We start from the raw sequence: 20,659 nt of genomic DNA, 5'->3' as shown, positions 1-20,659 counted from the left end.
CGCTGTTCCGCGCGTTCGGCCGCTTCGTCAATTCGCTCAACGGCCGCTACATCACCGCCGAGGACGTCGGCATCGACGTCAACGATATGGAATACGTGTTCCGCGAAACCGAATACGTCACTGGCGTGCACCAGGTGCATGGCGGTTCGGGCGATCCCTCGCCGTTCACGGCGTACGGCACGCTGCAGGGTCTGATGGCTGCGCTGAACTTCAAGTACGGCAACGAAGACGTGGGCAAGTACAGCTACGCCGTGCAGGGTGCTGGCCACGTGGGCAGTGAGTTCATCAAGCTGCTGCGCGAGCAAGGCGCGAAAGTGTTCGTCACCGACATCAACAAGGATGCCGTACAGCGTTGCGTGGATGAGCTGGGCTGCGAAGCCGTGGGCCTGGACGAAATCTACGACGTGAACGCCGACGTGTACTCACCCTGCGCACTGGGCGGCACGGTGAACGAGCAGACCATCGACCGCATCAAGGCGAAGATCATCTGCGGCGCGGCGAACAACCAGCTGGCCACCGATGCGATCGGTGAAGAACTGCAGCGCCGTGGCGTGCTGTACGCACCGGACTATGCCGTCAACGCCGGCGGCGTGATGAACGTCTCGCTGGAAATCGACGGCTACAACCGCGAGCGTGCGATGCGCATGATGCGCACCATCTACTACAACCTGGGCCGCATCTTCGAAATCAGCAAGACTCAGAACGTGCCGACCTACAAGGCGGCCGACCGTCTGGCCGAAGAGCGCATCGCTTCGATCGGCAAGATCAAGCTGCCGCACATGGGCAACGGCGCGCCGCGTTTTGCCGGTCGCATGCGCGGCCAGTAAAACTGTACTTTGGAGTATCGAAAACGCCGGTCGTCTGGCCGGCGTTTTCTTTTGTCCGTGCCGGCCGTTGGCGGCAACAGTTCTGCTAGACTTTTCACCGCAAGAACACGCGCGGTAAGGCCTTGCTTCCATTAGTAAAGGTCTCAGGGGAACCCGCTCGGCGGGTTAGGAACAATCGATGCTTCTCCGACAGCCTGCAGCGCGGCCAACGGCTGGCCGTAGGGGCGTGGGAAGGTATGCAGGGCAGCGAGCAGGCTGGGAATGTATGAACGCAATGTTGGAAACCGGGATCAGCGACGAGGACATCCTGCTCAGGCTCAAGGATGTCCTGCAGGAAACCTTCGAGATCGATCCCGCGCGGGTTACGCCGGACACCCATCTGTTCGCCGACCTGGAACTCGATAGCATCGACGCCGTGGACCTGGCCATCCAGGTGCAGGACATGACCGGCATGCGCATCAAGCCCGAGGATTTCAAGAACGTGCGAACGGTCGGCGACGTGGTCGCCAACGTGCGCACGCTGCTGACGCGCTGAACGCAGGCAGGTTTCCCATGCGCCCTGCGCCAGCCGCCACCGCGGGAGCCTTCCAACCCTGCGCGCTGATTCCCATCTACAACCACAAGGACACCATCGTCGCCACGGTGGCGGGACTGCGAGCGCACGGCTTGCCGGTGATGATCGTGGACGATGGCAGCGATGAGGCCACGCGGGCGGTGCTGGCTGGATTGGCTCCCCAGCATGTGCAGGTGATCCGCCTGGTGCGCAACGGCGGCAAGGGGCGTGCGATTACGGCGGGGTTTATTGCGGCGCGCGATGCCGGTTTTACGCACGCGCTGCAGATCGATGCCGATGGCCAGCATGACGTGGCCGACGTGCCGCGTTTCCTGGCCGAAGGCCGTGCGAATCCCACCGCGATGATCTGCGGCCAGCCGATCTACGACGAAAGCGTGCCGCGCGCCCGGCTGTACGGGCGCTACGTCACCCACGTTTGCGTGTGGATGGAAACACTCTCGTTCACGCTGCGTGATTCGATGTGCGGCTACCGTCTTTACCCGCTGGAAGCGACGTGTGCCGAGATCGACCGCGCGCCCTTGCCCGCACGCATGGATTTCGACACCGAGGTGGCGGTACGCCTGATCTGGCGCGGCGTACCGGTGCGCAACCTGCCGACCCGGGTGATCTATCCGGAAAACGGCCTGTCCCATTTCCATATGCTGCATGACAACCTGCGGATATCCGCGATGCATACGCGATTGTTGCTTGGGATGTTGCCGCGGGCGCCGGGGTTGCTGTGGCGGAAGTGGAAGAGGAGTGATGCATGCGCGGTTTGATTCAACCACTCCACATGACTCTACTTGCCTATTCGATCGCGATGCTTAATAGCTCGTCGCCCCGGCGAAGGCCGGGGCGACGGAGCGTTGGGCGAGAGGAACCCTCAAGCATCTCGACATACCGGGAATCCTGTTTTCGTCATTCCAGCGAAAGCTGGAATCCAGCGCCTTTAAGGCTCGAAAGACACTGGATTCCAGCTTTCGCTGGAATGACGTTGTTTTCGTTTTCCCGCAAGCGTGTCGAAAAATTTGCCCGGGCAGCAGTGGGCGAAACCGGGAATGGCGGCCTTCGAAATATGTTCGCGAAGTGCATCCTCCTCGCGCTGTTGTTCGTCTGCTTCAACACCCACGCCCAAACCACCGACCTGCTGCAATCCATCGTCCATCAGCTAAGCCAACACACCGCCATCCGCGCCAGCTTCACCCAGCAACGCCAAACCCCTGCCCTCACCCAACCGCAAACCAGCAGCGGGCAACTGCTGTTCGTTACCGGCCACGGCATGCTCTGGCAGATCCAGCAGCCGTACCAGGACACCCTGGCGCTGACCGACAAACGCACCGTGCGCATCGACACCGATGGCCGCATGCAACCGGTGCGCAATGAACGCGGTGTCGGGCAGATCTCGCAGATGCTGCAAGGCATGCTCACGGGACAGCTGGATGAGGTAAAGCGCCAGTTCGACGTGCAAGCGAGCGGTTCCACTCAACAGTGGAACCTGCACTTCACGCCCAGGCAATCCCGCGTTGCGCAGGTATTGCGCGACATCCAACTCGATGGCGGCGCGTATCTGCAACGCATCCGCATCGACATGCAGGATGGCACGCAAACCGATATCCAGATGACTGACACCCGCGACGCCGGCACGCTGGGCGCGCAGGAAAAACACGCGCTCGGCCTGCCATGACGCAACGAAATCTGTGGCTGCGCGCAATCGGCTTCATGGTGGCGACGCTGCTGGTCACCCTGCTTGGCGCGTGGCTGCTGTTCGGGCGCGATCGCTCGCCGATCCAGACCGACTTGCTGGCAATGCTGCCAGCGACCGAGCGCAATCCGCTGGCCGAAGTAGCCGCGCAGCGGCTGGCGCATGCCAATGGCGATCGCGTGGTGCTGGTGATGGCGAATGCCGACGATGCGCAGGCCAAAGCAGCCGCGCGTGAACTTGGAAAGATGTTGGCCAAGGACGAGGTATTTGCCTCCGTCACCGCCGAATTGCCGCCGTTTGATCTGCAACAACTGGTAACACCTTTTCTGGCGCATCGTTTCAACCTGCTGACGGATGCGGACCGCCAGGCACTCGCGCAACCTGGCTACGATCCCAAGCAGGCATTGGCCCAACGCATCAACGAGCCATTCGTCACCGGTATCGGCACGCGCCTGCAGGATGATCCGTTCGGCTGGCTGCAGCATTGGCTGGAACAACAGCCGTGGAGCCGTTCGCCGCTGCTGCCGGAAGACAACCTGCTGACCGCGCATCGCGATGACGGCAGCTACGTACTGGTGACGGCGACGCTGAGCGGATCCTCGTACGACGATGCGATCCAGCATCGCGCCTTGGCTGCATTGGACCAGGCCGGGCATAGTATCGAGCACGATCACCCCGGCACACGCGTATTGCGTACAGGCGCCCTGTTCTACGCCGCTTCCGCGCGCAGCGGCGCCGAACGCGACGTGCATCGCGTGGGCCTGGTTTCCACGCTCGGCATTGGCGTGCTGTTGCTGCTGGTATTCCGCTCGCCCGGTCCGTTGCTGCTGGCGTTTCTTTCCACCGCCATCGGCATCGTCGCCGCGACGGCGGTCAGCGTGCTGCTATTCGGGCAGATTTACCTGCTTACCCTGGTATTCGGCGCTGCGCTGCTTGGGGAGGCGGTGGACTATTCCATCCAGTACCTCACGGCACGCGCCAATGCCGGCCATGCATGGGAGCCACGCCAAGGTTTGCAGCAGGTGCGCCCTGCCCTGCTGTTGGCGTTGGGCACCTCGCTGCTCGGTTATGCCTTGCTGGGCATGGTGCCGTTCCCGGCGTTGCGACAAATGGCATGCTTCGCCGTAGTAGGCATGGCGACGGCCTGCCTGAGCGTGTTCTTCCTGCTGCCGGCGTTGCTGCAACGGACGGCCAAACCGTTGAGCAGCCTCTCCGTTCGTTGCGCGCAGGCCATGCAACACGTCGTTGTTCGCGCTACGGCCGGGTGGCGCGGCGCGAGTCTTGCGGCCTTCGCCTTGCTGCTGGCCGTGCCTGGCTGGATGCAAATGCATCACGACGATGACGTGCACCTGCTGATTTCGCCACCGGCTGACTTGGTCACGCAGGAAAAGCAGATCCGCGACATCACCGGGCTCGGTAACGGCACGCAGTTCTACCTGGTGCAAGGCGCCGACCAGGAACAGGTATTGCAACGCGAGGAGGCACTGGAGCAGCGCCTGCAAGCCATGACGGATGCTGGACAACTGCAAGGCTGGATCGGCCTGGCCGGCATGGTGCCTTCGTTGCAGCGCCAACGCGCGAATCACGCCTTGCTGGCGCCGCTGTTTGCGCAGCCGGATCGCCTGCGTCATTGGCTGCATGACGCGGGCTTTCGCGATGCCGATATCGATAGCTATCTGCAAGCGTGGCCTGGCACGCCGCTGAACTTGCAAGACTGGCTGAAGACACCGGCCGCCACGCCGTTCCGCTATCTGTGGATGGGCGACGAGGCGCAGCGCGGGGCGGCATCGCTGGTGCTGCCGCAAGGCGATGCCTCCAGCATCCTATTGAAGCAAGCCGCGGCGAACTTGCCAGGCGTCACCCTGGTGGATAAAGCCGCTGGCGTTTCCGAACTGTTCGGCCGTTACCGGCGCTACACCGGCGTTTGGCTGCTGGCCGCCGTATTGTTGATCGTGCCGGTGTTCGGATGGCGCTACGGCTGGCGCAGCATGCCGCGCATGCTGGCGCCGCCGGTGCTGGGCATCGGCTTTACGCTGGCAGTGCTCGGCTACCTGCATCATCCGCTCACGCTGTTCCATGGCATGGCCTTGATGCTGGTGCTGGGTGTGGGCGCGAATTACGCCGTGTTTCTGCGCGAAGGCGAACCACATGTAACACATCGCCCCGGCGCGATGTATGCGAGCGTGTTGCTGTCCGCCATCACCGCCCTGCTTTCGTTCGGCCTGCTGGCATGGAGTTCGATGCCGGCGCTACAGGATTTCGGCCTTACCCTTTTGCTTGGTATCGGTTTCACCGCCGTGTTGGTACCAGCCAGCACGGCACCCAGGGCATCATCGCCATGAACTCAGTTTTTGCATGGAGCACTCGCCCATGAAGCGCGTCGTTATCACCGGCATGGGCGGCATTACGCCGCTGGGGCACGATTGGCCGCAGATCGCGGCGCGCTTGCGCGAAGGCCGCAATGCCGTGCGCAGGATGCCGGAGTGGGATTTCTATGAATCCTTGAATAGCCGGCTGGGCTGTCCGGTGGATGATTTCAAGATCCCCGATTGGCCGCGCAAGCATCTGCGCTCGATGGGTCGCGTGGCGCAGCTGGCGGTAGCGGCCAGCGAGCGCGCACTGCGCGATGCCGGCCTGCTGGATGACGCCAGCATCGGCGATGGGCGCATGGGCGTGGCGTACGGTTCTTCCGGCGGCAGCGTGGAACCGGTGCGCGTGATGGGCCGCATGCTGGAAACCGGCTCCATGCAAGGCGTGACCGCTACCAGTTACGTGCAGATGATGGCGCACACCACGGCGGTGAATGTCGGCGTGTTCTTCGGTCTGAAGGGGCGCATCCTGCCTACGTCCAGTGCTTGCACTTCGGGCAGCCAGGCCATCGGCTATGGCTACGAAACCATCCAGCAGGGCAAGCAGAAGTTGATGCTGTGTGGTGGCGCCGAAGAACTCTCCGGCCCGGGCGTGGCGGTGTTCGACACACTGTTTGCCACCAGCACGCGCAACGACGATGCGCCGTTGACGCCGCGCCCGTTCGACAAGGCGCGCGATGGCTTGGTGGTCGGCGAAGGCGCCGCCACGCTGGTGCTGGAGGAATACGAACACGCCCGCGCGCGCGGTGCGCGTATCTATGCAGAGATTGTTGGCTTCGGTTGCAACTCCGACGGCAACCACATCACCCAGCCCACCAGCGAAACGATGGCGACGGCCATGCAGCTTGCGCTAGAGGATGCACAGCTTGCTGCGGATGCGATCGGCTATGTCAGCGCGCACGGCACCGCCACCGATCGCGGCGACGTGGCGGAAAGCCACGCCACGGCGCAGGTGCTCGGCAAGCGCGTGCCAGTAAGCTCGATGAAGAGCTACGTCGGTCATACGCTGGGTGCGTGCGGTGCGCTGGAATCGTGGTGGGCGGTACAGATGATGCGCGATGGATGGTTTGCGCCAACCATCAACCTGACCGAGCCGGATGCCGCGTGCGCGGAGCTGGATTACATCGTCAATGGCGGGCGAGCGATGCGGGCGGAGTATGTGATGAACAACAACTTCGCGTTTGGGGGGATCAATACGTCGCTGGTGTTCAAGGCGCTTGGGTGATGTTCGCGATGATCGCCAATATGCCATGTCGTCATTCCGGCGAAGGCCGGAATCCAGTGAAACATGCTGTGCGCAGCACACGACATAAAACAATGTTGTGTGCTGCGCACAGCGTATTCGTACTGGATTCCGGCCTTCGCCGGAATGACGGTGAGGTGTCTTTGGGGGCGGTGGTGATCTGATGCAATTCCACATCCACCAGCTCCGCCTCTGGGCTCCCACTCTCGACACCGACGAAGCCTGGCAAGCCTGGGCCAACCACCCCACGCCTCTGCCCGACAACCAAGAACAACCCACCTGCGATTTCCTGCCGCCCATGCAACGCCGCCGTCTCAGCCGCCTGGCGCGCATGACCATGCACGTGGCGTGGCCACTGTGTGGTGACGACGAACAGCTGCCGTTCGTGTTCGCCTCGCGCCATGGCGAAACGCCGCGTACCTTCGCACTGCTCAGTGAAGTCGCGGACGGCCAGCCGCTTTCACCCACCCAGTTTGGCCTCTCGGTACACAACGCCATTGCCGGCCAATGGTCGATCCTGCGTGGTCAGCGCGGCGAATCGGCGGCCATTGCCGGTGAGGCGGATACGTTCGAGCACGCCATGGTGGAAGCTGCCGCGCTGCTCAGCGATGGTGCGCCCAGCGTGCTGGTGGTGATCGCCGAGGAGCGTCCGCCGGCCGCCTACGATGGCTGGATCGACGACGTGCCGTTTTCGTATGCTGTGGCGCTGAGAGTCGGGGGAATCGAAGCGCATGAAGCCGGTCAGGGCTGGCGGTTGCGCCTGGAACCGCATCAGGGGACGTCCGCACCCGCTGCGTGGCCGCACGCCCTGGATTTCGTGCGCGCACGGCATGTTGGCGAGGACGCGGTCGAACACACATGGAAGACACGGCGATGGATCTGGCAACGCACTCCGTAAGGCGTACCAGCGGCGTCAATTATCTGTGGCGGTTACTGGCCACCGGCGCGAGCTTTGTCTTGTTCGGCCTGGGCGGACTGGTGCTGCGATTGGTCGTGCTGCCGCTGCTTGGCTTGCTGCCTGGCGATGCGCGCACGCGCCGCCGCCGCGTGCGCGACGCGATCAGCAAGGCGTTCTACCTGCACGTGCGATTCATGTATCGCAGCGGGGTGCTGACGTACGAATTCCAGGGTGTCGAGCGCCTTGGCCGTCCTGGGCAGATCATCATCGCCAATCATCCCTCGCTGATCGACGTGGTGTTCCTGATTGCACATATCCGCGACACCAACTGCATCGTCAAGCAGAGCCTGTGGCGCAATCCGTTTACGCGCGGACCGGTACGCCGGGCGCAATACATCAGCAACAACGGCAGCCCGGAAATGCTTGAGCAAGCGGCCGATGCACTGCGCCAAGGCCAGACCCTGATCGTGTTTCCCGAAGGCACGCGCACGGCGCCGAACAAGGCGCCAGTGTTCCATCGCGGCGCGGCGGCGATCGCGTTGCGCGGCGCGCGCGCCATCACGCCGGTTTTCATTACGGTGCGGCCCACCACACTGACCAAGGCCGAGCCTTGGCATCGCATTCCGGCGCGGCGCGTGCGCGTCACGCTGCGCGTGGGCCAGGACATTTCACCGGACACCTTCAATGCATCGGCACCGCTGCCGATAGCGTCGCGCCGGCTCAATGAGCATTTACACCAACTATTCCTAAGGGAGCTCTCGTGATGAACGCGCTACAAGAGGACATTGCGCAACTGATTATCGACACCCTCAATCTGGAGGATGTCACGGTCGCCGACATTCCACCGGATCTTCCGTTGTTCGGTGAGGGGTTGGGCCTGGATTCGGTAGATGCGCTGGAACTCGCGCTGGCCCTGCAGAAACGCTACGACATTCGCATTGCTTCCGATTCCAGGGATGCGCGGCAGCACTTCACCACGGTCGCCACGCTTGCTGCGTTCGTGCAAGCACAGCAACAGGGCGCATGAACAAGCTCACTCCCATCTTGCTGCCACTCGCGGGAGTGCTCTACCCGTTCGTGGTGTATTTCGGCATGGACCGTGTGCCGCCGCCGATGTTCGCGCTGGTGCTCGGCGCGATCTGGCTGATCCGCGCGCCGGCCCTGCTGAAGCAACCGGGCGGGCGCTGGATGCTGACGGCGGCCCTGGTCTACTGCGCCTTGCTCGCGTTAAGCGGCGAAGCGGCCTTGCTACGCTGGTATCCCACGCTGATCAGCGCGCTGCTGCTGTGCGCGTTCGGCCTGAGTTTGAAGTTCGGCCCACCGATCATCGAGCGCATTGCACGCGTGCGCGAGCCCGATCTGCCGGAAGCCGCGATTCCGTATACGCGCAAGGTCACCTGGGTATGGGTGGGTTTCTTCGTGTTCAACGGCCTAATGTCGGCCGTGCTGACGCTATGGGCACCACTGAAGTGGTGGACGCTTTACAACGGCCTGCTGGTGTACTTCATCATGGGCACGCTGTTCGTCGGCGAATGGCTGTTGCGCCGTCGCCTGCGAGGTGTGGCATGAGCACGGCGCGTGACCCGGTCGTACTGGCTGAGCACCAGCACGATGGCGTGTGGACGCTGGCATTGCAGATTCCGCACGAGTTGGTCTATTTCCCCGGACATTTCCCCCGCGCACCAGTATTGCCCGGCCTGGTGCAGATTGGCTGGGCACTGAGCCTGGCAGCACCACGCCTTGGCACACCGGCGCGTTGCACGCTGATGGAAGCGGTGAAATTCCAGCACCTGCTGCGGCCTGGCGACCGGGTGGACTTGGTGCTCCGCTACGACAGGGCGCGGCGGAAATTGCACTTTGCCTATCGCCACGGCGACAAGGCCTATTCTTCCGGTCGACTGGCATGGAGTGCCGACGCATGAGCGAACCCCTGGTGCAGGAACGTCACTGGTCAGCGCACAAGGAGCGCGGCAGCTTCGTGCTGATGTGGCTCACCGCCTTCAGCGTGCGCGTCTTCGGCCGCCGCTTGCTGGCGCCGGTGCTGTATCTGATCGTGCTGTATTTCTTTGCTTCCGCACGCCGCGCGCGGCGCAACATTCGCCAGTATCAAACGTATCTGGCCGAGTGGAGCGGCAAGCCTGCGTTGAAGCCGACGCTTGGCAGTGTGTTCAGGCAATTCATCGCCTTTGCGGACAACCTGCTCGACCGGCTCGACGTATGGCGTGGACGCCTGCGCTTCGAGCAGGTGCAACTGGTCGATCCTTCCGGTGTACGCCCGCGTTTGCTGCGCAGCCGGCAGGGCGGACGCGGCGAGATGCTGGTGGTGACGCATCTGGGCAATCCCGACGTGTGCCGCGCGATGGCCGAACTGAGCGAACAGGTGCCTTTGAATGTGCTGGTGCACAACCGCCACGTGGCGCAGTTCAATCGCCTGCTGGGTGAAGCCGGCGACCGCAGCATGCGGCTGATCCAGGTGAGCGAACTGGACACGGCCATGATGATGGACCTGTCGCAACGCATCGAGCGCGGCGAATGGCTGGCGATCGCCGGCGATCGCGTGCCGCTCAACGACGGGCGCCGCGTGACGGTGGATTTTCTTGGGGCTGCGGCGGCATTTCCGCAAGGCCCGTGGCTGATGGCCGGCCTGCTGCGCTGCCCGGTGAACCTGCTGTGTTGCCTGAAGGTGGAAGGCCGCTATCGCATCTATCTCGATGCCTTTCTGGATAAAGCGCAGTGGGAACGCGGCCGTCGCGATGCGACCATCCACGAGTGGGTGCAGCGTTACGCCAATCGCCTGGCCGAGCAATGCTTGATCGCACCCCAGCAATGGTTCAATTTCTACGCCTATTGGCCGTCGCACAAGGAGGCCGCCGATGCGCACTAACGGCGTTCTGCACCAGGACGTGGACATTCTGGTGCCGTTCTACGACGTCGATTCGATGGACGTGGTCTGGCACGGGCACTACGTGAAATACCTGGAAGTGGCGCGCTGCGCATTGCTCGACGACATCGGCCACAACTACATGCAGATGAAGGAATCAGGCTATGCATGGCCGGTGATCGACCTGCAGTTGCGCTACGTGCAGGCGGCGCGCTTCGGCCAGCGCCTGACCGTGCGTGCGGACCTGATTGAATGGCAGAACCGCTTGTTGATTCACTACCTGATCCGGGATGCCGCCACCGGCCAGCGTGTGACGCGCGCAAGCAGCGTGCAGGTGGCGGTAAAGATCGCCAGCGGGGAAATGCAGCTGGAATCGCCGCGGGTTTTTGTTGATGCGGTCGAACAGCGGCTCACAGCGAGTGGAAAGAGATAAAGACGCCATGCAATATGCCAGCCCTACCTACGTCGAAGAAACCCGCATCGGCTTCCACTTCCTGCGTACCTACACCTGGCAGCACCATGTGCTGCGCGTGGCGATCAACGATCTCAAGCGATTGGCCGGCGAACCGCTGCCGCAAGGCGGCACGTTGCTGGACGCTGGCTGCGGCCAGGGTAAATCGCTGCGCTTGTTGCGCGACGCCTTCCAGCCCACGCGCGTGATCGGGCTGGATGCCGACCCGCACAGCCTTGCGCTGGCGCAAGCGGAAGCCGAGCACGAAGGCATGTCGATCGATCTGCACGCAGCCGATTGCGCAAAGATGCCGCTGCCGGACCAATGCGCCGATATCGTGTTCTGCCATCAGACTTTTCATCACTTGGTAGAACAGGAACGCGCGCTGGCCGAGTTCTGGCGCGTGCTGAAACCGGGTGGCTGGCTGTTGTTTGCCGAGTCGACCAAGGCGTACATCGATACCTGGGTGATCCGCTGGTTCTTCCGCCATCCGATGGAGGTGCAGAAGAGCGCGGAGGAATATCTGGCGATGCTGCGCTGGCAGGGCTTCGAATTTGAACCTTCGAATGTGTCGTTTCCATATTTGTGGTGGAGCCGGTCGAAGGATTTTGGACTGATGGAGCGCTGGGGCTTGAAATCGCCACCACCGCCGGGGCAGCGTGAAGAGACGTTGGTAAACGTGGCCGCGAGGAAGCCGGTGGTATGAAGGGCATGTTTGAAGCTCGCCGGAAACAGCTCCCTCTCCCCGGAAGGGGGGAGGGCGTTTGTTCCATGAGGGGCTAACGCATGAACACCTATCTCAACGCCCTGGGCATCATCTGCAACCTCGGCACCGGTAAAGCCGCCGTCGCCGAAGCACTGTTTGCCGGTGACGACAGCCGCATCCGCCCGGAGCGCGGCTGGATCCCGAATCACGAGCCGCCGCTAGGCAGCGTGCATGCGGAGCTGCCGCCTGTACCGGCAGCTCTGCGCCATCGCGACAACCGCAACAATCGCCTGCTGCTTGCGGCCGCCTTGGAAATCGAAGCCGACATCCGTGCGGCGATCGCGACGCATGGCCCCGCACGCATCGGCGTCGTACTCGGCAGCAGCACGACCGGCATCGAAGAAGCCACGCACGGCATTGCCGCCTACCGGCACGGTGGCGCGTGGCCGGCCGATTACCACTATTCACATCAGGAACTCGGCGCGCCGGCGGAATTCCTCGCCGAATGGCTGGGTCTGTCCGGCCCTAGCTACGGCATTTCCACGGCCTGCACATCGGGCGCACGCGCACTGATGAGTGCGCAACGCTTGCTGCGCATGGGCCTGTGCGATGCCGTGCTATGCGGCGGCGTGGATACCCTGTGCCGCCTGGCGATCAACGGTTTCCACGCGCTTGAGGCCGTTGATATGCAGCGTTGCGATCCCTTCTCCAGGCATCGCCGCGGCATCAATATTGGCGAAGCCGCCGCGCTGTTCTTGATGACGCGCGAAAACGGCGCAGTGCAATTGCTCGGTGGTGGCGCCAGTTCCGATGCCTATCACATGTCCTCGCCTGATCCGGAAGGAAAAGGCGCGCGCAAGGCGATGGAGGATGCCCTGCGCAGCGCCAGGCTGAACGCTGCACAGATCGATTACATCAACCTGCACGGCACGGCCACCGAACATAACGACAGCATGGAAAGCCAAGCGGTAGCCGGCATGTTCGGCCATACCGTTCCGTGTTCATCGACCAAATCGCTTACCGGCCACACGCTTGCCGCAGCGGGCGCACTGGAAGCCGCCCTTTGTTGGCTGAGCTTGACGGACGTGCGCGCCGAACGCCGCCTGCCGCCGCACGTGTGGGATGGCGAAGCCGATCTTGCGCTACCCGTATTGAACTTCGCCCATGTCGGCAGCCATTTGCCGGCCGGTGGGCGGCGCTATGTGATGAGCAACTCCTTTGCCTTCGGTGGCAACAATGCATCGCTGATTCTGGGAGATCCCGCATGACGACATCAGCCGACTTCAGCGATGTTTCAACCACCACGGACTCCCTATTCGCCATTCCGGCGAAAGCTGGAATCCAGGGTCTTTCCGCCCGACAGCCACTGGATCCCAGCTTCCGCTGGGATGACGACAAACACGGATTGCCTTTGAGCATGGGGCATTGCAGATGACGCTCTGGCCGATTGCCGAAGTGGTGCCGCATGCCGGCGAGATGATCCTGCTCGATGGCATTGTGGAGACCCACAGTGAACACATCGTCTGCACGCGTACGATCCGCCCGGGCGCCTTGTTCGTGGACGACGACGGCAGCCTGCCCTCCTGGGTTGGCGTGGAGCTGATGGCGCAGGCGGTCGCCGCCTGGGCCGGTTGTTGCGCACGCGCCGAACGACGGCCGGTGCAAATGGGGTTTCTGCTAGGTACGCGGCATTACGCATGCAACGTTGATGCCTTTCCCGCCGGCACCCAACTGCGCGTGGAAGCGGCGCGCGAGTTTCATAACGAGCAAGGCATGGGCGTATTCCTTTGCCGCATCGAAGGTCCAGGCATCCACGCCGAAGCGCGCTTGAACGTGTTCAGCCCGCCCGATGCACAGGCCTTCTACCAACAGGATTCCGGGGAGACGCCGCATGGCTGAGACAGTGCTGGTGACAGGTTCCAGCCGCGGCATCGGCCGCGCGATTGCGATGCGCCTGGCGCAGGCAGGTTACGACATCGCGCTGCATTGTCGCAGCCGTCGCGACGAAGCCGAGCAGGTGGGCGCCGCCATTCAAGCGCTTGGCCGCGCCGTGCGCATCCTGCAATTCGACGTTGCCGATCGCGCCGCCAGTGTCGCTGCGCTGGAGGCGGACGTCCAGGCGCACGGCGCTTACTACGGCGTGGTCTGCAATGCCGGGCTTACGCGCGACGGTGCGTTTCCTGCACTCTCCGACGACGACTGGGATCAGGTGCTGCGCACCAATCTCGATGGCTTCTACAACGTATTGCATCCGATCATCATGCCGATGATCCGCCGCCGCCAGCCGGGACGCATCGTATGCATCACCTCCGTATCGGGCTTGATCGGCAATCGCGGGCAGGTGAACTACAGTGCTTCCAAGGCCGGCGTCATCGGCGCGGCGAAAGCGCTGGCAGTGGAGCTGGCCAAGCGCAAGATCACCGTCAATTGCGTGGCGCCGGGCTTGATCGACACCGACATGACCAGCGACGACTTGCCGCTGGAAGACATTCTGAAAGCGATACCGATGCAGCGCGCCGGCACGGCCGATGAAGTGGCTGCGGCAGTGCAGTTTCTGATGAGCCCGGAAGCGGGCTATATCACGCGCCAAGTGCTCGCGGTAAACGGCGGGTTGTGCTGAGAAATCATCAATCAAAGGAGTGGATATGAAAATGAAAGTACTCGTTGCCGTCGCGTTGCTGTGCGCACCCGCCTTGTCTTTCGCCGCAGACAAGATCGTGCATTTCCCATTCGCCAACGCCGTCGCCGCGGCGACGCAATCCGGCAAGCTGGATGGCTCGGTGAAGTTCTACCTGGCCGGCACTGCGCCACAAGGCCAGGTGACGGTGGTGAAGGATGACGTCAGCGTCAATCGCAAGACCAATGCGTTTGGCAAGGGTGATCAGAAGACCTGCGACTGGGCGCTGCAATCGGCGCTGATTGCCTTGCAGGACCAGGCTAAGGCAGCCGGCGCCAATGCGGTGGTCGATATCGTCAGCGACTACGACAGTGAATACCGTGACAACGCCAACTACGAATGCCACGTGGGCTTTTTGATGTCCGGCGTGATCATGAAAGGCAAGTTGGCGAAGGTGCAGCCGTAAACTTTCCTTCATCTTGGATCTTTGCTTGGGCGCGCCCCTGGAAGCTCCCACGATATCGGTGACATCTGCCGGGTTCGCATTCGCCACCCAAGCCTACGCTGCGCCGCGTCAGGGGCCGGCAAAACCCCTGCGCTACAATTCCTGGCCTCAAAACCCCTTTCCCCAGGAGTTCGTCATGCGTCCATTCCCGCTCGGTGAAGAGATCGACCTGCTGCGCGAAAGCGTGTCTGCCTTCGCGGAAAAGGAGATCGCGCCGCGCGCCGACCACATCGATCGGGACAACCTGTTTCCACATGATTTGTGGCGCAAGTTGGGCGACATGGGGCTGCTCGGCGTCACCGTGCCGGAGGAATACGGCGGCAGTGGCATGGGCTTTCTGGCGCACATGGTGGCGATGGAGGAAATCTCCCGCGCTTCCGGCTCGGTCGGCCTTTCCTACGGCGCGCATTCCAACCTGTGCGTGCAGAATATTTTTCATAACGGCAGCGAGGCGCAGCGTCGCAAATACATTCCCAAGCTGTGCGCCGGTGAATACGTCGGCGCACTGGCGATGAGCGAACCGGGCGCCGGTTCCGACGTGGTCGGCTCGATGACCTGCCGCGCCGAACAGCAAGGCGACGTGTGGGTGGCCAACGGTTCCAAGATGTGGATCACCAACGGCCCGGATGCGGACGTGCTGCTGGTCTATATGCGTACCGCGCCACGCATCGCCGGCAGCCGCTGCATGACTGCCTTCATCGTCGAGAAAGGCATGAAGGGTTTCAGCACGGCGCAGAAGCTGGACAAACTCGGCATGCGCGGCTCCAACACCTGCGAACTGGTATTCGACAACTGCGAGATTCCCGCCGAGAACATCGTGGGCGAAGTCAACGAAGGCGTGCGCGTGCTGATGAGCGGCCTGGACACCGAACGCCTGGTGCTTTCCGGCGGCCCGATCGGCTTGATGCAAGCGGCGCTGGATATCGCCCTGCCCTACGCGCGTGAACGCAAGCAGTTCAATGCGCCGATCGGCACCTTCGGCATCATGCAGGCGAAGATCGCCGACATGTATACCAAGCTGCAGAGCTCGCGCGGCTTTGCCTATATGGTGGCGCAGAAATTCGATGCCGGAGTGAAGTCGCGTATCGATCCGGCGGCGTGCCTGCTGAATGCATCGCAGAACGCGGTGCAGGTGGCGCTGGAGGCGATCCAGACGCTGGGTGGCAATGGTTATATCAACGAATATCCGACCGGTCGTTTATTGCGTGATGCGAAACTGTATGAGATCGGCGCGGGAACGAATGAAATTCGCCGGATGTTGATTGGGCGCGAGTTGTTTCATGGGCGTGAATAACAAGGCTCGCAAAATACATTTCCCTCCCCTGCTTGCAGGGGAGGGAGCGTTCATGGCGAGATTGAATCAAAACACCAGGCTGTAATTCACCGTACCCATCGTCGCGTGCTCACGCTGCGCGTTGTATTGGTCAGCACCCAACGACAGCTGCGAACGCGCGGAGAAGCGCCAGTTCAACGACACACCCGCGACGTTGCCATAGCGCGACAAGCCAATACCGTTGATCGGCATGAATTGCTGCAAGGCTGCAAAGCTGGCGGTAGGCACCACACCATGCATGGCGAAGGCGTCCTGCCAGAGGAAATGGCCTTGCAGGCTGAGGCTGCTGCCGTCGGGCAGCTTCCACTCGCGCGAGCCACGGAAGCCGAGCCCTGCCTGCCAGCGCTGGATTGTCTGCGAGCTGGAATTCAGGCCGAAACCATCGCCTCCCAGCTCATTGAAACCATCGCGCTGCACATAGGCATATTGCAGATTGGCGTATGGCGTGAACTTCCACTTGCCAGCGTTGAAGCGATAACCGCTTTCGCTGTACGCCACGTCGTAACTGCCGTTGCTGACACTTCCCACACCGGCGTATTGATTGCCTAGCAACAACTCGCGACGCGTGTTCTGCCAATCGTTGCCTACGCCGGCGCGGCCCATCGCGTACCAGTTGCCGTGCACGATGCCGCCGTAGACCATGCCTTCCAGCGCGCGGCTGTAACCCTGGTCAGCGCTTTGCTGCAGGTTGCCCAACCCTTGGCTGTGGCTGATCGCATATCCCAGCACCGCGCCATTGCCGAGCATGCGATCGCCGCCCACCATGCTGCCGTTGAGCTGGAAGCCCAGGCTGTCATAGCCGCTGCGCGAGAAGCTGCCTTGGTGGTTCAGATTCTGCGACCAGCTCTGGAACGTGCTCTCGCGTTGGAGCGCTTGAGGGTTGTCGAGCAGGCTGTCGAAGCGATCGGACAATGCGCGCGTGTCGGCGTCGATGGCTTCGAATGTCATCGCAGCGCTGACGGCGTACATCTGGCCGGAAAGGCTGTTCAACGACTGTTGCAAGGCTGCGGTAGATTGCGATTGCTGGATGGCCGCCGCGCCACTGACGAAGCTGCTGGGCAGCGGTTGCGCATTTGCACCGCTCATGACGCTGTTGATGGTGTTGAACGCGCTTTGGGTACGTATCGCGCCAGAGTACGCGGCAGACCCATACGGCGTGCCTGCAGCCTTTGTCAGGGTGATCTGCTGCACATTGAGGTAGGCGTCGTTGGCGTCGTAGAACAGTGAAGCGTTCAAGGTGACACTGGGTGACCAGGTCAGGTACGTGAATGTGCCAGTCAAACCATTGGTTGCCGACAATACGGTGGTTTTGGAGTTGGCGACGTAGCCTTGATTGGCGCCGTACACGTACAAGCTTGAGCCACTGCCTAGCGTGGCAGTGCCGGTCACTTGCAGTGACGTACCCAGCGACACTGCAAGCTCGCCGCTAGGCTGGGCATAGTTGCCACTCATGACGAGGTTACTGGTCGTGCCAACGACCAACACGCCCTGATTGCTGACGTTGCCAGTGATCAGTGGCGTCTTGCTGGCATTGGAGTAAGTGCCAGTGATAAGCAGTTGCGCGCCAGACGCGATCGTGGCGCCCGATGCCAGCGAAACCGCGTTCAAGATACCGCTGTTGACAGTGGTGCCGCCCGCATAGGTGGAGGGTTGGCTAAGCGTCAGCATGCCGGGACCATCAAAGATCAACCCACCGGCGCCGGAAATGGGATTGTTCCAGCTGGAGGTGCCATTGAAGCCCACCTCGACGTTGCCCCAGTTGAACTGCTGCGGCCCGTTCACTGCAGCGCCAATGTTCAGCACACCGTAGCCGAAAGTGGGGTTCGGCTGCGCCCCGATCGGCGTGGCAGTACCCAGCAACGTCTGCCGCACAAGGTCGTTGCTGAAATAGGGGTACGCCTGCCACACCAACGCCACTGCACCGGACACGATCGGCGCTGCGAACGACGTGCCTTCCACGATGTAATACGTCGGGTTGGTGGTAGATGAAGTGGTGTTCTTGTCCAGCACGATCACGTCACCCGGTGCGGCCAGGCAGAAGTTCATGGCCACGCCGCACTGGTTGGAATAACTATCCAGCTGGGTCGGGCTGTTGCTGTTCAAGGCCACCGCCACCAACCAGCCTTTTTGCAGGTTGGGATCGGTGTTGCGCACGTAGTAAGGCAGCGCAGCGATGGTGCTGGGATTGGCCTGCGAATCATTGCCGGCGGCAAATACGACCAAGCCATTGTGCTGTTCGACGAAAGGCACGTACGCCGCATCGAACGCCGCGTTGAGCGAAGCGTTGGTGGTATCCCAGGTAATGCCGCCCCAGGAGTTGTTCATCACCTTTACGCCGGCATTGATCAGGTCCGCGTTGACCTGACCAAAGAACGTCGCATCGCTGGTCGTTACCTGCGCAGGCGGAGTGGAACCGTTGTCGTCCGGTGCGCTGTCGGAAATGATGCGTGCGGAAACCAGGTTCGCGCCCGGCGCAATGCCGCCGGGATATTGGGCGAATGACGTGCCAGCGGCAACCTCCGATACCCAGGTACCGTGTCCCACTACATCATCCACGCTGGTGTTGTTCTGCGAAGGGTCGACGTAGACCAGCTCTTGCGAAACGCGTCCGGCCACCGTCGGATTGGAGCGCATGATGCCGCTATCAACCACACCGATGGTGACGCCTGCGCCGGTATAACCCTGGCTATGCGCTGCATACGCATTCGTCAACGACAGCTGTGCATCGGTCGGCGGCGTCGGAACATTCGAACTCGGCGAAGGCGATGGCGCGGGTGAGGGTGTCGGTGTCGGTGTCGGTGTTGGCGTCGGCGTGGGCGCCGTTGCCGCTCCTCTGACGTTGCTGTTGCCGCCTCCCCCACCGCAACCGCTCAAGCCCACTGCAAGACTGATCAACAGCGCAATTTCACGGCGGCGCCACGCCTGCATCCCAGTTGCCATACATTCCTCACCCTGAAGTTTTGTCCCCAAACGCATCGGCATACCGCCACTCCCGGCAGCGGTATCGCCTTATAGCTTATTCGTTTGATTCGAAGAATTGCGAGTGGCGCAACTGCGCGATTTCTCACGAAACCGGAATGTTTGCTGCAAAGCAGTGCGGGCTGCGATAATTCGCAAATTCCTTCCTTGGCGCATCGCGCCTAAAGCTCCCCCGGAGATCCCCATGTCGGATATCGTGATTGCCGCCGCCAAGCGCACTGCCATCGGCTCGTTTCTCGGCCAGTTCACTGGCGTCCCCTCCCCTACCCTCGGCGCCACCGCCATTCGCGCCGCGCTCGAACAGTCCGGCATCGCCGCCAAGGACGTGAGCGAAGTCATCATGGGTTGCGTGCTGCCAGCCAACCTCGGCCAGGCGCCCGCCCGCCAAGCCGCGTTGAATGCCGGCCTCACCCCGGCCGTGGGCTGCACCACCATCAACAAGGTATGCGGTTCGGGCATGAAGGCCATCATGCTGGGCCATGACCTGATCAAGGCCGGTTCGGCCAGCGTGGTCGTCGCCGGCGGCATGGAATCGATGACCAATGCCCCGCACATGGTCAATGCCCGCAGCGGCATTCGCTATGGCGATGGCAAGCTGGTCGACCACATGGCGTGGGACGGCCTGACCAACCCTTATGACGGCAAGGCGATGGGCGTGTTCGGCGAGCTGTGCGCCGACAAGTATCACTTCAGCCGCGAAGAACAGGACGCCTTCGCCATCGAATCGGTCAAGCGCTCGCAGGCTGCACAAGCCGCCGGCGCCTTCGCCGACGAGATCGTGCCGGTCACCGTGGCCGGCAAGAAGGGCGACGTGCAGGTCGATACCGACGAACAGCCCAGCCGCTCGGACATCAACAAGATTCCCTCGCTTAAGCCAGCCTTTCGCAAAGAGAACGGCACCATCACCGCCGCCAGCTCGTCCAGCATCTCGGACGGCGCGGCGGCCCTGGTCCTGCTGTCGGCCGACGACGCCAAGACGCGCGGCGTGAAGCCGCTGGCACGCATCGTGGCCCATGCCACGCACTCGCAAGAGCCGGAGTGGTTCACCACCGCACCGGTCAGTGCAATCAGCAAGGTGCTGGAAAAGGCTGGCTGGAAAGCCAGCGACGTCGACCTGTTCGAAGTCAACGAAGCTTTCGCCGTGGTGGCGATGGCGCCGATGCGCGAGCTCGGCATTCCCCACGCCAAGCTCAACGTCAACGGCGGCGCCTGCGCACTTGGCCATCCGATCGGCGCCAGCGGTGCGCGCATCGTGGTGACCTTGCTCAATGCCTTGAAAACCCGTGGCTTGCGTCGCGGCGTGGCCGCCCTCTGCATCGGCGGTGGCGAGGCTACCGCGATTGCGGTGGAGCGTGTGGATTAAGTCCGACTTTTTCCTGCTGGCCGGGGGTCTTGGCCCCGGCTGGTTTAATGCGGCATAAAAGTTGTTAGCAAAAACTGGTAGCGCCGTTAACGTGAAAGCGCTATTAATAATCCGCCAATTGGCATTCCACGGCTAAGGAGATCCATCATGAAGTTCACGCGTACCCTTCTCGCCTCTGCGCTCGTCGCGCTGCTGGCGGCTTGCAGCAACGGCGCGCAGGATTCCGCGCAGG

21 protein-coding genes are annotated in these 20,659 nt (G+C 62.4%); 20 read left to right on the top strand and 1 reads right to left on the bottom strand.

All coding sequences use genetic code 11. From position 1 onward, the window contains the following. The 19 genes from V7M64_RS20215 to V7M64_RS20125 form a co-directional block, all read left to right on the top strand. Positions 1 to 827: Glu/Leu/Phe/Val dehydrogenase family protein (locus V7M64_RS20215; RefSeq protein ID WP_333681710.1), on the top strand; the 827-nt coding region annotated here is incomplete at its 5' end. Positions 828 to 1,092: 265 nt separating this feature from the next. Continuing rightward, complete coding sequence (locus V7M64_RS20210; RefSeq protein WP_333681709.1) at positions 1,093 to 1,362, top strand: acyl carrier protein; 270 nt, start codon at positions 1,093 to 1,095, stop codon at positions 1,360 to 1,362. A gap of 17 nt (positions 1,363 to 1,379) precedes the next feature. After that, a complete protein-coding gene (locus V7M64_RS20205) occupies positions 1,380 to 2,159 on the top strand; it encodes a glycosyltransferase family 2 protein (RefSeq protein WP_333681708.1) in 780 nt (259 codons plus the stop codon). A gap of 296 nt (positions 2,160 to 2,455) precedes the next feature. Then, positions 2,456 to 3,064, top strand: a complete 609-nt coding sequence (locus V7M64_RS20200; protein WP_333681706.1) for an outer membrane lipoprotein carrier protein LolA — start codon at positions 2,456 to 2,458, stop codon at positions 3,062 to 3,064. Beyond that, positions 3,061 to 5,424 (top strand): MMPL family transporter, encoded by a 2,364-nt coding sequence (locus V7M64_RS20195; protein WP_333681705.1) that lies wholly within the window; start codon positions 3,061 to 3,063, stop codon positions 5,422 to 5,424. The genes V7M64_RS20200 and V7M64_RS20195 overlap by 4 nt, the downstream gene beginning before the upstream one ends. A gap of 28 nt (positions 5,425 to 5,452) precedes the next feature. Next, positions 5,453 to 6,676 (top strand): beta-ketoacyl-ACP synthase, encoded by a 1,224-nt coding sequence (locus V7M64_RS20190; protein ID WP_333681704.1) that lies wholly within the window; start codon positions 5,453 to 5,455, stop codon positions 6,674 to 6,676. 181 nt (positions 6,677 to 6,857) lie between these two features. Beyond that, the gene (locus V7M64_RS20185) at positions 6,858 to 7,592 is read left to right on the top strand and encodes a beta-ketoacyl synthase chain length factor (protein ID WP_333681702.1); all 735 of its coding nucleotides are present in this window, start codon (positions 6,858 to 6,860) and stop codon (positions 7,590 to 7,592) included. Then, positions 7,568 to 8,356 carry a lysophospholipid acyltransferase family protein gene (locus tag V7M64_RS20180; RefSeq protein WP_333681700.1) on the top strand — a complete coding sequence of 263 codons (789 nt, stop codon included), beginning with the start codon at positions 7,568 to 7,570 and terminating at the stop codon, positions 8,354 to 8,356. The genes V7M64_RS20185 and V7M64_RS20180 overlap by 25 nt, the downstream gene beginning before the upstream one ends. After that, positions 8,356 to 8,619 carry a phosphopantetheine-binding protein gene (locus V7M64_RS20175; RefSeq protein WP_333681699.1) on the top strand — a complete coding sequence of 88 codons (264 nt, stop codon included), beginning with the start codon at positions 8,356 to 8,358 and terminating at the stop codon, positions 8,617 to 8,619. The genes V7M64_RS20180 and V7M64_RS20175 overlap by 1 nt, the downstream gene beginning before the upstream one ends. Continuing rightward, entirely contained in the window at positions 8,616 to 9,161 is a 546-nt protein-coding gene (locus V7M64_RS20170; protein ID WP_333681697.1) for a hypothetical protein, read from the top strand. Before V7M64_RS20175 ends, V7M64_RS20170 begins: the two co-directional genes overlap by 4 nt. After that, positions 9,158 to 9,514 (top strand): acyl-CoA synthetase, encoded by a 357-nt coding sequence (locus V7M64_RS20165; protein WP_333681696.1) that lies wholly within the window; start codon positions 9,158 to 9,160, stop codon positions 9,512 to 9,514. The genes V7M64_RS20170 and V7M64_RS20165 overlap by 4 nt, the downstream gene beginning before the upstream one ends. Then, positions 9,511 to 10,476 (top strand): glycosyl transferase, encoded by a 966-nt coding sequence (locus tag V7M64_RS20160; RefSeq protein WP_333681695.1) that lies wholly within the window; start codon positions 9,511 to 9,513, stop codon positions 10,474 to 10,476. Before V7M64_RS20165 ends, V7M64_RS20160 begins: the two co-directional genes overlap by 4 nt. Next, positions 10,466 to 10,906, top strand: a complete 441-nt coding sequence (locus tag V7M64_RS20155; RefSeq protein ID WP_345786369.1) for an acyl-CoA thioesterase — start codon at positions 10,466 to 10,468, stop codon at positions 10,904 to 10,906. The genes V7M64_RS20160 and V7M64_RS20155 overlap by 11 nt, the downstream gene beginning before the upstream one ends. A 7-nt stretch (positions 10,907 to 10,913) precedes the next feature. Further along, on the top strand, positions 10,914 to 11,630 hold the full coding sequence (locus tag V7M64_RS20150) for a class I SAM-dependent methyltransferase (protein ID WP_333681694.1): 717 nt from the start codon (positions 10,914 to 10,916) through the stop codon (positions 11,628 to 11,630). Positions 11,631 to 11,710: 80 nt separating this feature from the next. Continuing rightward, positions 11,711 to 12,898: a beta-ketoacyl-[acyl-carrier-protein] synthase family protein gene (locus tag V7M64_RS20145; RefSeq protein WP_333681693.1), complete on the top strand. Its 1,188-nt coding sequence runs from the start codon at positions 11,711 to 11,713 to the stop codon at positions 12,896 to 12,898. 163 nt (positions 12,899 to 13,061) lie between these two features. Then, positions 13,062 to 13,529 (top strand): hotdog family protein, encoded by a 468-nt coding sequence (locus V7M64_RS20140; RefSeq protein WP_333681691.1) that lies wholly within the window; start codon positions 13,062 to 13,064, stop codon positions 13,527 to 13,529. Continuing rightward, positions 13,522 to 14,250: a 3-oxoacyl-ACP reductase FabG gene (gene fabG / locus V7M64_RS20135; RefSeq protein ID WP_333681689.1), complete on the top strand. Its 729-nt coding sequence runs from the start codon at positions 13,522 to 13,524 to the stop codon at positions 14,248 to 14,250. The genes V7M64_RS20140 and fabG overlap by 8 nt, the downstream gene beginning before the upstream one ends. A gap of 25 nt (positions 14,251 to 14,275) precedes the next feature. Further along, the gene (locus V7M64_RS20130) at positions 14,276 to 14,713 is read left to right on the top strand and encodes an excinuclease (RefSeq protein ID WP_333681687.1); all 438 of its coding nucleotides are present in this window, start codon (positions 14,276 to 14,278) and stop codon (positions 14,711 to 14,713) included. 175 nt (positions 14,714 to 14,888) lie between these two features. Next, positions 14,889 to 16,046 (top strand): isovaleryl-CoA dehydrogenase, encoded by a 1,158-nt coding sequence (locus V7M64_RS20125; protein ID WP_333681685.1) that lies wholly within the window; start codon positions 14,889 to 14,891, stop codon positions 16,044 to 16,046. Between the two features lie 66 nt (positions 16,047 to 16,112). On the opposite strand, the gene V7M64_RS20120 is transcribed toward V7M64_RS20125, so the two are convergent. After that, positions 16,113 to 19,025, bottom strand: a complete 2,913-nt coding sequence (locus V7M64_RS20120) for a S8 family serine peptidase (RefSeq protein ID WP_333681683.1) — start codon at positions 19,023 to 19,025, stop codon at positions 16,113 to 16,115. Positions 19,026 to 19,248: 223 nt separating this feature from the next. Here V7M64_RS20120 and V7M64_RS20115 point away from each other — a divergent pair, with 223 nt between their 5' ends. Continuing rightward, positions 19,249 to 20,427 (top strand): acetyl-CoA C-acyltransferase, encoded by a 1,179-nt coding sequence (locus V7M64_RS20115; protein WP_333681681.1) that lies wholly within the window; start codon positions 19,249 to 19,251, stop codon positions 20,425 to 20,427. The last annotated feature ends 232 nt before the right edge of the window (positions 20,428 to 20,659 follow it).

It is taken from the genome of Dyella sp., from assembly GCF_036746095.1.
GTDB lineage: Bacteria > Pseudomonadota > Gammaproteobacteria > Xanthomonadales > Rhodanobacteraceae > Dyella_B.
The sequence above is the reverse complement of the archived record's forward strand: the minus strand, read 5'-3'. Positions and strand labels throughout refer to the sequence as shown.

What these genes read in the sequence shown, in the direction of transcription:
- V7M64_RS20125 (WP_333681685.1), top strand. Translation starts at nt 14,889, where the DNA reads ATGCGTCCATTCCCGCTCGGTGAAGAGATCGACCTGCTGCGCGAAAGC.
- V7M64_RS20175 (WP_333681699.1), top strand. Translation starts at nt 8,356, where the DNA reads ATGAACGCGCTACAAGAGGACATTGCGCAACTGATTATCGACACCCTC.
- V7M64_RS20210 (WP_333681709.1), top strand. Translation starts at nt 1,093, where the DNA reads ATGAACGCAATGTTGGAAACCGGGATCAGCGACGAGGACATCCTGCTC.
- V7M64_RS20145 (WP_333681693.1), top strand. Translation starts at nt 11,711, where the DNA reads ATGAACACCTATCTCAACGCCCTGGGCATCATCTGCAACCTCGGCACC.
- V7M64_RS20195 (WP_333681705.1), top strand. Translation starts at nt 3,061, where the DNA reads ATGACGCAACGAAATCTGTGGCTGCGCGCAATCGGCTTCATGGTGGCG.
- V7M64_RS20200 (WP_333681706.1), top strand. Translation starts at nt 2,456, where the DNA reads ATGTTCGCGAAGTGCATCCTCCTCGCGCTGTTGTTCGTCTGCTTCAAC.
- V7M64_RS20140 (WP_333681691.1), top strand. Translation starts at nt 13,062, where the DNA reads ATGACGCTCTGGCCGATTGCCGAAGTGGTGCCGCATGCCGGCGAGATG.
- V7M64_RS20115 (WP_333681681.1), top strand. Translation starts at nt 19,249, where the DNA reads ATGTCGGATATCGTGATTGCCGCCGCCAAGCGCACTGCCATCGGCTCG.
- V7M64_RS20180 (WP_333681700.1), top strand. Translation starts at nt 7,568, where the DNA reads ATGGATCTGGCAACGCACTCCGTAAGGCGTACCAGCGGCGTCAATTAT.
- V7M64_RS20130 (WP_333681687.1), top strand. Translation starts at nt 14,276, where the DNA reads ATGAAAATGAAAGTACTCGTTGCCGTCGCGTTGCTGTGCGCACCCGCC.
- V7M64_RS20150 (WP_333681694.1), top strand. Translation starts at nt 10,914, where the DNA reads ATGCAATATGCCAGCCCTACCTACGTCGAAGAAACCCGCATCGGCTTC.
- V7M64_RS20185 (WP_333681702.1), top strand. Translation starts at nt 6,858, where the DNA reads ATGCAATTCCACATCCACCAGCTCCGCCTCTGGGCTCCCACTCTCGAC.
- V7M64_RS20155 (WP_345786369.1), top strand. Translation starts at nt 10,466, where the DNA reads ATGCGCACTAACGGCGTTCTGCACCAGGACGTGGACATTCTGGTGCCG.
- V7M64_RS20170 (WP_333681697.1), top strand. Translation starts at nt 8,616, where the DNA reads ATGAACAAGCTCACTCCCATCTTGCTGCCACTCGCGGGAGTGCTCTAC.
- V7M64_RS20205 (WP_333681708.1), top strand. Translation starts at nt 1,380, where the DNA reads ATGCGCCCTGCGCCAGCCGCCACCGCGGGAGCCTTCCAACCCTGCGCG.
- V7M64_RS20160 (WP_333681695.1), top strand. Translation starts at nt 9,511, where the DNA reads ATGAGCGAACCCCTGGTGCAGGAACGTCACTGGTCAGCGCACAAGGAG.
- fabG (WP_333681689.1), top strand. Translation starts at nt 13,522, where the DNA reads ATGGCTGAGACAGTGCTGGTGACAGGTTCCAGCCGCGGCATCGGCCGC.
- V7M64_RS20165 (WP_333681696.1), top strand. Translation starts at nt 9,158, where the DNA reads ATGAGCACGGCGCGTGACCCGGTCGTACTGGCTGAGCACCAGCACGAT.
- V7M64_RS20120 (WP_333681683.1), bottom strand. Translation starts at nt 19,025, where the DNA reads ATGGCAACTGGGATGCAGGCGTGGCGCCGCCGTGAAATTGCGCTGTTG.
- V7M64_RS20190 (WP_333681704.1), top strand. Translation starts at nt 5,453, where the DNA reads ATGAAGCGCGTCGTTATCACCGGCATGGGCGGCATTACGCCGCTGGGG.